This is a genomic window from Bradyrhizobium sp. Ai1a-2, assembly GCF_000426245.1.
Taxonomy (GTDB): Bacteria; Pseudomonadota; Alphaproteobacteria; order Rhizobiales; family Xanthobacteraceae; genus Bradyrhizobium.
In genome coordinates this window covers 45,160-58,018 of the sequence record NZ_AUEZ01000027.1, presented here as the reverse complement: position 1 = coordinate 58,018, position 12,859 = coordinate 45,160, and the positions used below count along the sequence as shown (strand labels likewise).

10 protein-coding genes are annotated in these 12,859 nt (G+C 64.1%); 6 read left to right on the top strand and 4 right to left on the bottom strand.

Annotated features, from left to right (window positions below):
* Positions 1-23: 23 nt before the first annotated feature.
* From K288_RS45845 to K288_RS0118515, 3 genes are all read right to left on the bottom strand, one after another.
* On the bottom strand, positions 24-311 hold the full coding sequence (locus K288_RS45845) for a hypothetical protein (RefSeq protein WP_051334597.1): 288 nt from the start codon (positions 309-311) through the stop codon (positions 24-26).
* Between the two features lie 77 nt (positions 312-388).
* A complete protein-coding gene (murA, locus tag K288_RS0118520) occupies positions 389-1,684 on the bottom strand; it encodes a UDP-N-acetylglucosamine 1-carboxyvinyltransferase (RefSeq protein ID WP_027580907.1) in 1,296 nt (431 codons plus the stop codon).
* A gap of 313 nt (positions 1,685-1,997) precedes the next feature.
* Positions 1,998-3,134, bottom strand: coding sequence for an aldo/keto reductase (locus K288_RS0118515; protein WP_027580906.1), 1,137 nt, complete (start codon positions 3,132-3,134; stop codon positions 1,998-2,000).
* Positions 3,135-3,284: 150 nt separating this feature from the next.
* Here K288_RS0118515 and K288_RS0118510 point away from each other — a divergent pair, with 150 nt between their 5' ends.
* From K288_RS0118510 to K288_RS0118485, 6 genes are all read left to right on the top strand, one after another.
* The gene (locus K288_RS0118510) at positions 3,285-4,217 is read left to right on the top strand and encodes a LysR family transcriptional regulator (protein ID WP_027580905.1); all 933 of its coding nucleotides are present in this window, start codon (positions 3,285-3,287) and stop codon (positions 4,215-4,217) included.
* 440 nt (positions 4,218-4,657) lie between these two features.
* Positions 4,658-7,021: a hypothetical protein gene (locus tag K288_RS45840; protein WP_051334596.1), complete on the top strand. Its 2,364-nt coding sequence runs from the start codon at positions 4,658-4,660 to the stop codon at positions 7,019-7,021.
* A gap of 196 nt (positions 7,022-7,217) precedes the next feature.
* A complete protein-coding gene (locus tag K288_RS0118500) occupies positions 7,218-8,180 on the top strand; it encodes a tripartite tricarboxylate transporter substrate binding protein (protein ID WP_027580904.1) in 963 nt (320 codons plus the stop codon).
* Between the two features lie 23 nt (positions 8,181-8,203).
* A complete protein-coding gene (locus K288_RS0118495; protein WP_027580903.1) occupies positions 8,204-8,674 on the top strand; it encodes a (2Fe-2S)-binding protein in 471 nt (156 codons plus the stop codon).
* Complete coding sequence (locus K288_RS0118490) at positions 8,671-10,812, top strand: molybdopterin cofactor-binding domain-containing protein (protein WP_027580902.1); 2,142 nt, start codon at positions 8,671-8,673, stop codon at positions 10,810-10,812. Before K288_RS0118495 ends, K288_RS0118490 begins: the two co-directional genes overlap by 4 nt.
* A complete protein-coding gene (locus K288_RS0118485) occupies positions 10,809-11,504 on the top strand; it encodes a substrate-binding domain-containing protein (RefSeq protein ID WP_027580901.1) in 696 nt (231 codons plus the stop codon). The genes K288_RS0118490 and K288_RS0118485 overlap by 4 nt, the downstream gene beginning before the upstream one ends.
* Positions 11,505-11,546: 42 nt before the next feature.
* Here K288_RS0118485 and K288_RS0118480 read toward each other — a convergent pair whose 3' ends face one another.
* Positions 11,547-12,677 carry a 2OG-Fe(II) oxygenase gene (locus tag K288_RS0118480; protein ID WP_043160168.1) on the bottom strand — a complete coding sequence of 377 codons (1,131 nt, stop codon included), beginning with the start codon at positions 12,675-12,677 and terminating at the stop codon, positions 11,547-11,549.
* Between the last annotated feature and the right edge of the window lie 182 nt (positions 12,678-12,859).

Sequence of the window (12,859 nt, the reverse complement as noted above, 5' to 3'; positions counted from 1 at the left end):
CTCCACCCGGGCTACGTCTGGGGCTACGGCTTGCCCTGCCTGATCGCGATGATTTCGCGCTGCTGGGCCTCGATGATGCCGTCGGCGATCTGTCCGACACGGGGGTCGCGAACGTGGGCGGGCTCGCTGGTCAGTAGCGCTGCCGAATGGTGCGGGATCACGACCGGGATGCCCGCGATACCGCCCGGGTTCTCGTTGCCGTGCGCGAGCCAGAGCGAAATCGTCAGCGCCGCGACGGCTGCCGCGGCAATGGTGAGACTGGCGGCGTCGCCGCCGGTGATCTGGAGAAATCTGGGCAGACGAACGCGCATGGACGCACCTGCCTGTGGGGAACCGGCAGTGCAACGGACAGCTTTGCCGATTGTTCCTAATATAGCGGAGATTCTCTCTACCGCACGCGTTCGGGCACGCGGGTGATCTTGGCGCCGAGCGCGTTCAGCCGCTGCTCGATCCGTTCGTAGCCGCGCTCGATCTGGTCGGCATTGTTGATCGTGGAAGTGCCCTCGGCGCAGACCGCCGCGAGCAGCATCGCCATGCCGGCGCGGATGTCGGGAGAGGTCATCGGCGCGCCGCGCAGCCGGCTCGGACCGGCGACGATGGCGCGATGCGGGTCGCACAGCACGATGCGGCCGCCCATCGCGATCAGCTTATCGACGAAGAACATCCGCGATTCGAACATCTTTTCGAACATCAGGATGACGCCATCGCACTGCGTGGCGGTGACGATCGCGATCGACATTAAGTCCGCCGGGAAGGCCGGCCACGGCTGGTCCTCGAGTTTCGGCACATGACCGCCGAAATCGTCGTGGATCTTCATGGTCTGGTTCGAGGGCACGACGAGGTCGTCGCCCTCGACGCCGCAGACGATGCCGAGCCGCTCGAAACCCATCCGGATCGAGCGCAGATGATCGACGCCGGCGCGCGCGATGCGGAGCGGCGAGCGCGTCACTGCGGCAAGCCCGATCAGCGAGCCGACCTCGATGTGGTCGGGCTGGATCGCGTAGTCCGTGCCGCCGAGCGTGGCGGGGCCTTGCACGATGATGGTGTTGGTGCCGATGCCCTCGATCTTGGCGCCGAGCGCGACCAGGAAATGCGCGAGATCCTGCACATGGGGCTCGGATGCGGCGTTGCGCAGGTAGGTGGTGCCGCGGGCGGCCACGGCTGCGACCAGCGCGTTTTCGGTCGCGGTGACGCTGGGCTCGTCGAGGAACACGTCGGCGCCCTTCAGGCGAGAGGCGCGGAACTCGAGCCGGTGGGTCGCGGTGACGGTCGCGCCGAGCTGCTCGAACGCGAGGAAATGCGTGTCGAGGCGGCGGCGGCCGATCACGTCGCCGCCGGGCGGCGGCAATGCGACTTCGCCGCAGCGGGCGAGCAGGGGGCCCGCGAGCAGGATCGATGCGCGAATCCGCGCGCACAGTTCCGGATCGAGATCGGCGGCGCGGATTTCCTTGGCGTGGATTGCAAGCGTGTTGCGCTCGGTCCACTCGGCCGAGGCGCCGACGGAGCGGCAAAGCTCGACCAGTGTCTCGGTGTCGCGGATCCGCGGTACATTCGTCAGCGTGACCGGGTGCTCGGTCAAAAGCGCCGCCGCGATGATCGGCAGCGCCGCGTTCTTGTTGCCGGCCGGCTCGATCGTGCCCGAGAGCCGGTGCCCGCCCTCGACGATATATTGGATGGGCGCCACGTTGTCCTCGACGGGTTGGCTTGTTCACGCGCGGAAGATTCCGCAACGGAATCAATGGGCGGTGACAGCGACATAGCACATAAGGTCCGTCCAAGTCATGCCCTGAGATCATGATCCGATTGGACGGATCGGATCATGGTCTCATCTCTTTGTTGGAGCATGATCTCCGCGCAAACGCTTCGCGTTTGTCGCGAGGGAAAACCGGCTTCCACTTCTCCGGATCATGCCCTTCGCGATCCGCCCTCCGCAATCTCCGGCCGGGTTGCGGAGGCGTATCGCCCGCCTGTCAGCCATCGCCCCGTTGCCCCGGCCGTCAGGCCGGGACTGTGGCTGCCTGTTCGATGAGGCCGCCTTCCTTCAGCTCCTGCCAGAATTCCGCGGGGATCTTGGCCTGCATCGAATTGTAGTCCTCGAGGATCTGCCGGTGGCTGCTCGCGCCTACGACCAGCGCGACGACAACGTCAGGGGCCGATGAAAACTGCAACGCCGCGGTCCGCAGATCGACGCCGTGGCGGGCGGCCGCTGCACGCAGCCGGTCGCGTTTCTCGATATGGGCCGGAGAGATCTTGTGATTGTTCGGCCCGTAATTGTAGCGCGGACTGCCGGAGATGAAGCCTGCGTTCAGCGCCGAGCCGATCACGAGCGACACGTTCTTGTTCCGCACCGCCGGGAAAACCTGGTCGACCGCGTTGGCATGATCGACCAGCGAATACTGCGAGGCGCACAGGCAGACGTCGGGATCGGCAACGTCGATGACGCGCAGGATAGGCTCGGGACAATTCACGCCGATGCCCCAGGCCTTGATGAGGCCTTCCTCGCGCATGCGCGACAGTGCCGGGAACGCGCCGCGTTCGGCGATCGCGAACTGCTCCTGCCATGATGTCGGGAAGTACGGAAAATCCGGCGAGAGGTCGTGGACGAATGCCACGTCGAGGCTGTCGACGCCGAGGCGCTGCAGGCTGTCCTCGATCGAACGGCGAACGCCGTCGGCGCTGTAGTCGTAGGTGACGTCATTCGGAGAGTCCGACAATGGAAAGATGTCCGCATGCCGGTTGTTCTTCGAGGCCTTGAACAGCTTGCCGACCTTGGACGACAGCACGTAGTCGCTGCGCGGCTTGTTGTGCAGGAAATGGCCGAAGCGGCGTTCGGACAATCCGAAGCCGTACCAGGGGGCCACGTCGAAATAACGCACGCCGGCGCTCCAGGCAGCCTCGAGCGTGGCCTCGGCATCCTCGTCCGTAACCTTGTTGAATTCATTGCCAAGCGGGACGCCGCCCAGCCCGAAGCGGAACCCCGGCTTGAAAAGTTGTGTTGCCCGATTTGCCTGTGCCATGCGATTGTCTCCTTTGCTATCGGTGGCGGCTGTAACCAATGACGGTGCCGCGAGGGCGCCGACCGCTGCCGCGGCGACGGTGAGGAAATCCCTGCGACTGCCAGTTCGTTTCGTCATCGAGTGTCTCCTTCGGTCATGCGGGGAGGCGCCGAGAAGCGTGGCGCCATGCGCGGCGTCTCTTCCTTGAGCTTGAGTATGGGTCGTAAAACGGCGGCCACCAGGGTAGGTTCGTTGAGTGCAGCTCAACGACGCCTTGAGGGGCCGTTCATGAAAACGTTCGACCGGAACATGCTGGCGGATCTGAACGTGTTCCTGACGATCGTGCGCCGCGGCAGCCTGGCCAAAGCGGGCATTGAGCTCGGCGTGAGTACGTCCGCCCTGAGCCATCGCCTGCGCAAGCTGGAGTCCGATCTGGGCGTGAGGCTCTTGCATCGCTCCAGCCGCTCCATCAGGCCGACGGAGGCCGGCGCCTCGCTCGCGGCTGAACTGGAGAACGGATTTCGCACCATCCGCGATGCCTTGACCGGGCTGGAGAACCATCGACGTGTCCCCGTGGGGCGGCTTCGTCTCAACGTTCTCCGCGATGCCGCACGCCTTGTGCTTGGTCCTGTGCTGCCGCAGTACTGCAAGGAGTTTCCGGGTATGCATGTCGACGTGACCGTCGAGGACCACATGGTCGATATCATCGCGGAGGGCTTTGACGCCGGCATCCGCTATGGCGATCGCGTGCCGCTGGACATGGTAGGAATCGCGCTGACCAGGCCGTTGAAGTGGGTCGTGGTCGGATCGCCCGAACTGATCGCGCGTGCCGGGCGTCCCGATGCTCCAGGCGATCTGCTACAGCTTCCGTGCGTCGAGATGCGCATCGGCAGTAACCGCAACTTCCCGTGGGAGTTGGGCAACGGCGATTCCATGATCCGGATCGATGTCCGCGGGCCCGTCTGCGCCAACGAGACCGAACATGCGGTCGACATGGCGTTGCGCGGCGTGGGCTTTGTCTATTGCCTGCAACGACGGGTCGAAGCGGAAGTCGCATCCGGCGCGCTGGAAATCCTGCTGCCGAAATGGGCCTCCGAAGGCCCGCCATTCACCATCTACTATCCGAGCCGCCGACAACCGCCACCCGGTCTGCGCCAGCTCATCGATCTCACGCGCAAGTGCGAAAGCCTGCCGCCATTGGCCGCGCCAGATGCCGGCTAAGAGATGAGGTTGCTTCGGCAGTGCGAGTGGTGTGGCGTTGACGTTGCGCGAGCAAATCACCGTCGTCCTGGCGATGTTGCCGCCACAGAAATTCCGTATATCCGGTCTTTACAGTGACGGCGCGAAACTGATGGCCCTGTCAGGGCATTCTCAACATCAGAGCACTCTCTCCGTGGCAGGGTGCAGCAATAAGTTCGAGCGCAATCGCGGTTGACGTGGTGCCTGCAGCGAGCTCTTCGCGCGAAAGGCGAAGCCGGCACGCGGATGGCAAACGGAACGTCGTCGCTTGCGGCAGCCCGGATGCGATCCAGACGAGGCCCACGTCTCCGTCAAATAAAGGGCCGTAGATGGGAACCGACCTTGGGGACGGATCGCGCGGGGGACCAAAGAGCGAAGCACGATCGCTGTCTTGGACCGACGACCCGAGGGCCGCACCATCCTTGTCCTCGCAGGCCACGCCGTGGCTCACCGCTACCGAGCCACGCACGGTCAAATTTCCGCTCGGGCTCACCATCGCGCTGTTCGCGCTCGCCTTTTTATTACCGGCCTGGCCATGGTTGTCCGGGCACGTCACGATTCCCTGGGACGCCAAGTCGCAATTCCTGCCGCCGCTGCAATTCCTTGCCACGTCGCTGGCGGACGGCCAATCGCCATTCTGGACGCCCAACGTCTTCGCGGGGTGGCCGCTGATCTCCGATCCGCAGTCGCTGATCTTCTCGCCGCTGCATTTTCTGCTCGCCTATTTCGATCCGAAGCCAGGCTTTCGCGCGGTGGACGGCCTGACCTTCGCCTATCTGCTGCTTGGTGGCGTGGGCATCATTCTGTATTTCCGGGATCGCGGCTGGCACGCGGCCGGTGCGCTTGTCGCCGCGCTCGCCTTCGCCTTCGGCGGCTCGGCAAATTCACGGCTGCAGCATACCGGCCAGATCATCAGCCTGGCCTATCTGCCGTTGACGCTCTGGATGCTGTCGCGCGCGCTCGAGCGCTCGTCGTGGCGCGCCGGCCTGGTGGCGGGTGTGTTCGGCGGCCTGCTCGCCTCGGGGCGGGATCAGGTCGCGCTGATCTCGCTCTATGTCCTCACCGGCTTCGTCGTGTACCACTGGTTCGAGGGTGACGATTGCCGCAAGCGCATGCGCGCGAGCCTCAAGCCGCTTGCGGCCTGCGGCGTGGCCGGCCTCCTCATCGCCGCCGTTCCTGTCACGCTGACGGCCCTGCTTGCTGAGCGCTCGAACCGGCCCGAGATCGGCTGGATGCTCGCCGGTCAGGGATCGCTGCATCCCGCGCATCTCCTGACCCTTGCCTTCGCTGATCTCTACGGTGCGATGGATCCGGTCATCGATTACTGGGGGCCGGCCACGTCGTATTGGAAGACGACGCTTGGCGGCATGGATCTCTCGCTCGCGCAGAACATGGGCCTGATCTATGCAGGCGCCCTGCTGCTCGTCGTCATCGTCTCCTTCGGCATTGTGCGCCGCCTCGCCTGGTCGCGCGACATCCGCTTCTTCGCGATCGCTACTGGCGGCGTCCTGCTCTACGCGCTCGGCTGGTACACGCCGGTCTTCCATGCGATGTACGAATGGTTGCCGGGCGTGATGCTGTACCGGCGCCCCGCAGATGCGACGTTCGTCATCGGGGCGTTGCTTGCCATCATCGCCGGGTATCTCGTGCATCGCTGGCTCGAAGGCACGGTGCCGCAACCCACCAGGATGCAGCGGGCGGTCGAACTGGCTGTGCCGGTTGTGCTCGTTGCGATGGTGTTGTGGCTCGCCCACACAGTCATGTCCATCGCGGTGGTGATCGTACCCGTCGTCACCGCGCTCGCTTTCACCGGCGGCGCGGTCGCCGCGCTGATTTTCGCGCGTCGGCTCAACGGCGTCTCGCCGCTTGCCGGCATGCTGCTGCTCACCGCGTTCTCGGTTGCCGACCTCGCCTGGAACAATGCACCGCACATTTCGACCGGGATGGCGACCTCGACGTTCGATGCGGCGCGCCTCGACACCCAGAACGCGACGTTGGCGCTGCTGAAATCGAAGCTTGCGGCTGCTTCAGCGCCTGACCGGCGCGACCGCGTCGAAATGATCGGCATCGCCTATCATTGGCCGAACCTGTGCATGATCCACGGTTGCGACCATCTGTTCGGACACAATCCGCTGCGCCTCAAATGGTTCTACGACGCCACCCGCGTGGGCGATACCGTCGTGGACTACAACCAGCGCCAGTTCTCGCCGCTGTTTCCGTCCTATCGCTCGGCCTTTGCTGATCTGTTCGGCCTGCGCTTCCTTGCCGTCGGCGTGCCGGTCGAGAAGGTTGACCCATCGCTTGCCCCCGGCGACCTCACGCTGGTCGCGCACACACCGGACGCCTATGTCTACGAGAATCCCCGCGCGCTGCCACGGGTAATGATGGTCACCGACTGGCGCATCGCGGATTTCAATCAGCTTCTCGCCAATGGCTGGCCGGCGGAGATCGATCCGCGCCGCACCGTCCTGCTCAACCGTGCGCCCGCGCTGCCGCGGGCGAGCGCAGCCGGCGCGGCGCCAGGCACGGCGCGCCTCACTCGCTATGAGAATACGGAAGTCGACGTCGAGGTCGACGCGCCCTCAGGCGGGCTGCTGCTCCTCAACGACGTCTGGCACCCTTGGTGGCGAGTAACGGTGGATGGCAAGCCGGGCGAGATCTTGAGGGCGAACGTTATCTTTCGCGCCGTCGTGCTTGCGCCGGGACACCACACGGTACGCTTCACGTTCCATCCATTCGCAGGAGCCTTCGCCGAACTCACCAGCCGGTTCCGCCACACGCACTGACGAACTTTGCCCTGACAGGCTCGTTGCGGCGTGAATTTCCCTGATGTTTCGCCCCCTCATTCCCGCCTAATGGTGATGCCAAGGTACACCGCGATCTCTGTATTATTCCTGCGAGCCATCCGGAGTCTGTCGTCGACAGTGGCTTCGCACCGCAGCTAAACTTCCCGGCAAAGAACAATATTCTGGGGAGGGAAAAATGATGAGCCGAAGATTCGTGCTGGCGCTGGCCGCCCTGCTGTTGGCGGGCTCCTCGTCAGTTGCGCAGGACTACCCTTCGCGGCCGGTCCGGATCATCGTTCCGTTCGGCGCCGGCGGGCCCGCCGATGTTACTGCCCGTCAGATCGGCAGCCTCCTGCAGGAAAAGTTTGGCCAGCCTTTTGTGGTCGAGAACCGCACCGGCGCCGGGGGCGTGATCGGCACGCAGGAGGCCGCCATGGCATCGCCCGATGGTTACACGCTGTTGATGATGTCGAACACGCAAACCGCCAACGAATCGCTGGTGCCGCAGCGCAAATATGAGCTGATGCGCGATCTTGCGCCGATCGCTCCGGTCAACTACTCCGACCTCGTGATCGTCGTGCACCCTTCCGTACCGGCGAAGACGCTGCAGGAATTCATCGCGCTTGCCAAAGCCCAGCCGGGAAAATTGAACTACGCCTCCTCCGGCCAGGGCACGCCGTATCACATGGCGGGCGAACTGTTCAAAGCGATGGCAGGGATCGACGTCGTGCATGTGCCCTACCGCAACAGCGGCGAGGCGCGAAGCGGTGTGATCGGGGGCCAGGTGCAGATGATGATCGACGCCGTGCCCGCGATGGCGCCCAATGTCAGGGAAAACCAGGTGCGGGCGCTGGCAACGACCGGCCGGGCGCGCTCGACCGTCTTGCCTGAGGTGCCGACCGTGATAGAGGCCGGCATTTCCGGCTATGAGGCCACGATCTGGCTCGGATTGATGGCGCCGGCCGGCACGCCAAAGGCCATCATCGACAAGATCAATGTCGCGGTAAACGTCGCAGTCAAGCGGCCAGAGATCGTGAAGCTCTGGGAGGCGCAGGGGGCAGTACCGATGTCGATGTCGCCGGAAGAGTTCGACAAATTCTTGCGCGCCGATATTGTGAAATGGGCCGACGTGGTCAAGAAGTTCCAGAAGACGCAATAGCAGCTCACCTGAGCCGATCCGCCATGCCGCATGTTCGATTTCGTCTTAATGGCGTCGAAATGGATGTCGACGCCGATACTGATCGTTCGCTGCTGGACATCCTGCGCGGCCAGCTCGGCATGATCGGGCCGCATTTCGGCTGTGGCGCCGGAGAGTGTGGCGCCTGCAATGTCATTGTCGGCGATCGCGCCATGAGCTCCTGCGATATGCCGCTGTGGTCGGTGGCAGACAAGGACATCACGACGCCAGAGGGATTAGGGAGCGCCAACGCACCGCATCCGCTGCAGCGCGCTTTCATCGCGGAACAGGCGTTGCAATGCGGCTACTGCGTTTCGGGCATTCTCATGAGCGCCGCGGCGTTGTTAAAGCGGAATCCGACACCTTCCAGCGACGAGGTGAAGGAGGCATTGGACCGCAACCTCTGTCGCTGTGGGTCGCATAACCGGATGGTACGGGCGGTGCTGCGCGCGGCAGCGGAAATGGCGGCGCCATGAGCCGGCCAGCGCCGTCCCCGTCTGCGGCAACGCTGCCGGTCAGCCTTGCGGCCAACCCAACATTGTCGTCATGGCTGGAATTCTCGGCCGAAGGACAGGTGACGGTCCGGCCGGGGAAGGTGGAAATCGGACAAGGCATTGTTACCGCGCTCGCTCAAATCGCCGCCGATGAACTGGACGTCGATATCGCGCGCATCCGGATGGTCCGCGCTTCGACCGCGGCAAGCCCGAACGAAGGCGTCACCTCCGGCAGTCTTTCGATCCAGCAATCGGGCCGTGCGCTGCGATACGTCTGCGCGGAAGTCCGACAAATCTTTCTTGAAGTTGCCGCCGATCGTCTCGGTGTCGAGAAGACCTCCCTCTCGGTTGAGGACGGCACCATCTCCGGTCCCGGCAATGTCAGGACGAGCTATTGGGAACTCGCCGGCGCTGTCGCGCTTGAGCGAGACGCGACACCAGGGATCGTGCCGAAGCTGGCAACCGAGCGTCGGCTGGCGGGAGATTCCGTCGGCCGGATCGATATTCCCGACAAGGTCTTTGCGCGGCCACGCTTCATCCAGGACTCGAGCCTGCCGGCCGCGCTGCACGGCCGCGTGCTGCGGCCGGAGCATTCGCGCGCAAGGCTGATTGAGCTGAATGAAGATGGTGCGCGCGCCGTCCCAGGCCTGGTTGCGATCGTGCGCGACGGCAGTTTCGCTGGGGTCGTCAGCGAAACGGAGAATGGCGCGGAGGCTGCGCTCAATGCGCTGCGCAAAGGCGCGACATGGTCTGAGGACGAGATATTGCCTGACGAGAACGACCTGGCCGCGTTCCTGAAGAGCCAGCCGCTGGAATCGGTTGTGATCGACACGAGGGCGGCTTCAACGCGAGGAGAGGGCAAGCGCACAATCCGGCGGCAATATACCCGTCCCTATATTGCTCACGCTTCGATCGCGCCGTCTTGCGCGATGGCGCAATGGAGCGGCGACAAGGTCCATGTGTGGACCCACAGCCAGGGGGTCTATCTTCTGCGCGCGGACCTCGCGCTGCTGCTCAAGCTACCGGCCGAGAACATCACGGTCGAGCATCTCGAAGGCGCCGGCTGCTATGGCCACAACGCAGCTGATGACGTCGCCCTCGATGCCGTATTGTTGGCAAAGGTCGCCGGTGGCCGGCCGGTACGGGTGCAATGGTCGCGCGCGGACGAGATGTCGCAGACACCGTTCGGTGCGGCGATGGCGATCGAGATTGCAGCCGATCTCGACGCTGGGGGCGAGGTCCTGCACTGGCATCATCAGCTCTGGAGCAACGGCCATGCGGCTCGACCGGGGCGCGCGGCACAGCCAGCGCTGCTTGCCGGGTTCGAGCTGGCGAATCCGTTCCCGTGGATGATTTCGACCAATCCGCCACAGGCCAATGGTGGTGGCGCCGACCGCAATGCCGTTCCGCTGTATGACTTCCCGTCATGGCAGATCGAGAGTCACCGTCTGCTGACGATGCCGGTACGCACCTCGGCGCTGCGCACGCTGGGCGCCCAGGGCAACGTGTTTGCCATCGAGTCCTTTCTCGACGAGATCGCCGCCGAGCGCGGCGAGGATCCGGTCGCGTTCCGGCTGCGCCTTTTGAATGACGACCGCGCCAGAGACGTCATCCGCGCCGCTGCCGAACGCGCGAAATGGAAGCCGGCGCAGCGACCCGGCATCGGCCATGGCATCGGCTTTGCCCGCTACAAGAATATGGGTGCGTACTGCGCTGCCGTGGCCGAAGTCGAGGGCGACAGGGACATTCGCGTCAGAAAGCTGACACTCGCAGTCGATGTCGGGGAGGCGATCAATCCTGACGGAGTCATCAACCAGATCGAGGGCGGCGCTATCCAGGCTACCAGCTGGGTGCTGAAGGAGCGGGTCCGCTTCGACCGGCAACGCATCACCAGCACCACATGGTCGGACTACCCGATCCTGCGCTTCAGCGAGGTGCCGGAGGTCGAAGTCGAGCTCATCCGGCGCCCGGAATTGGATCCTGTTGGTGCCGGCGAAGCTGCACACGGTCCCGTGACCGCGGCGATAGCCAATGCTGTTTTTGATTGCCTCGGCGTGCGGATACGCGATCTTCCCATGACGCGCGAGCGGTTGATCGCCGCGATGGAATTGACACCATGAACAAGTTGCACGTTTTGAGCGGCGGGGCGGCGCAGGGACTCGTCACGAACCTTGCACCAGCCTTCACGGCAGCGACGGGCTTGCAGATCGAGGGCGAATTCGGCGCGGTCGGGGCCATGGCGGACAGGCTGCGCAAAGGCGTCGCTGCCGATGTCATCATCCTCACATCGGCCCTCGTCGCAACACTTGCAGCGGAGAAGCTGGTCTCGCCGGCCTCCGTCAGGGATATCGGCCTGGTCGAGACCGCGCTTGCGGTCCGCGCAGGAGATCCGCCGGTCGCCGCGAAGGATGCAGCAAGCCTGCGCGAGGCGCTGCGGGCAGCGGATGCGATCTTCGTCCCGGACACCAAGGCATCGACCGCGGGAATTCACGTCGCGAAAGTCCTGGAGCAACTCGGCATTGCCGGGGAGGTGGGGCAGCGACTGCGCATCTTTCCGAATGGTGCAACCGCCATGCGTCACCTCGCAGAGTCGGACGCGCGGCGGCCGATCGGTTGCACCCAGTCGACCGAGATCATTGCGACCAACGGAGTCGTCCTGTCCGGTTTGCTACCCCCAGAGTGCGCTCTGGCAACCTTGTACACTGCCGCCGTCACGACACGCACTTCGGCCGCGCCGGCGGCAGAACGGCTGATTGATCTTTTGACGGCAGCCGAGGCCGGAGAGGCAAGAGGCCGCGCGGGCTTCACTTGAGGATCAAGACGGAAAAGCACGCAGGTGTCGCGGCGGGGATCGTCAGGCCTTCGGCTTCCCGGCGTGGTAGGCGCCAACTCCTTCGCCGAGATAGGCGTTGTTCGCCTCGCGCAACTTCGCAGCTTCACTGTCATAGAGGAACGGCAGGAATGCGAAGCGTCGCCCCCGTGTGACCTTGGAGACGGCGTGCAGGAGCGAACAAGAGAATACGACGGCGCCGCCGACTGGCGCCTTGAAGCTCTTCGGGCTGAACTCAGGGAAACTGATCTCGCCACGATCGAAGTCGTCGTTGAGGTTCACTGAGGCCGCGAAGCGACGATGGGCCGTGCCCTTGGTCGTGTTGTCGCGATGTGCGCGAAAGTGCGCCTCGTCCTCGGCCGCATAGCAGGAGACGATATAGCGCTCCATGTGGGTGACCTTGAACTGGTGCGCCCTGTGGATCATCGGCGCGACCCGGCGCATGAACCGTGTCTGCGTCTCCTTGATCACCTCGGGATCTTCGATGATGTAGTCCTTGCGCCGTTTGTGACCGTGGTCGTGCACGGCAACGATCCGTCCGTTGAGCTCGCGCATGAAACCCGATTCCTCGCCGCCATGAGCTTCGTAAAGATCGATCAGTTCGCGGCAAAACGCCGGCTCGAATACGTTCGGCAGAATAAGAATCGGGGCCTGGAGGTCGAAGCCCGTGAACCGCGAAGTGGGTGGCAATGCGTCGAGGTACGCCAGCAAAGCTGCAATGTCGCTCTGATCCTCCGCAAACGGGATGATCCGCAAGACCCGTAGGCTCGGGTCAACAATGACCCACATTCGCCGGGCCCGGCTGTGCGGATCGTCCGTTTCGCGTGGCAGCGCGCCAAAAAGCCGTCCGACCGTCCGGTCGAAGTCCCAAAAGTACCGGTAGCCGGGATAATGGTCGGCGACGCGCTTCTCGGCCTCGTCCTTTGGATCGAAGCTAACGCCGAAAAAGCACGCATTGATGTCATTGAAGAACTCGGGTCGGCTGCGGACAGCGGTTATCGCTGCGTGGCTGTGCCCATCGCTGGCAGAAGCGAAGAAGCACAGCACGATGTGGCGCCCGCCCACCGTATCGAATGCGTAGCGCGGCTTGGCGAACGAGCGCTGGAAGAACCAGGGAGCGGGATCGCCAGGAGCGAGGTTGACGCAAGTTGGCATTGCAAGGGCTCCAGAGCTACCAATCATAGCCCAAGACCCAGGGAGCGCATGTGAGTGCGTCGCGCAGCCCCTGGCCACAGGCACGTATCGATAAGGCTCGATGCGCGCCTGGGACACTGAACAGCGATCAGAATATATATGAAGGGCTGGATCACCTGATCACAAGTTACGGATACCTCGCG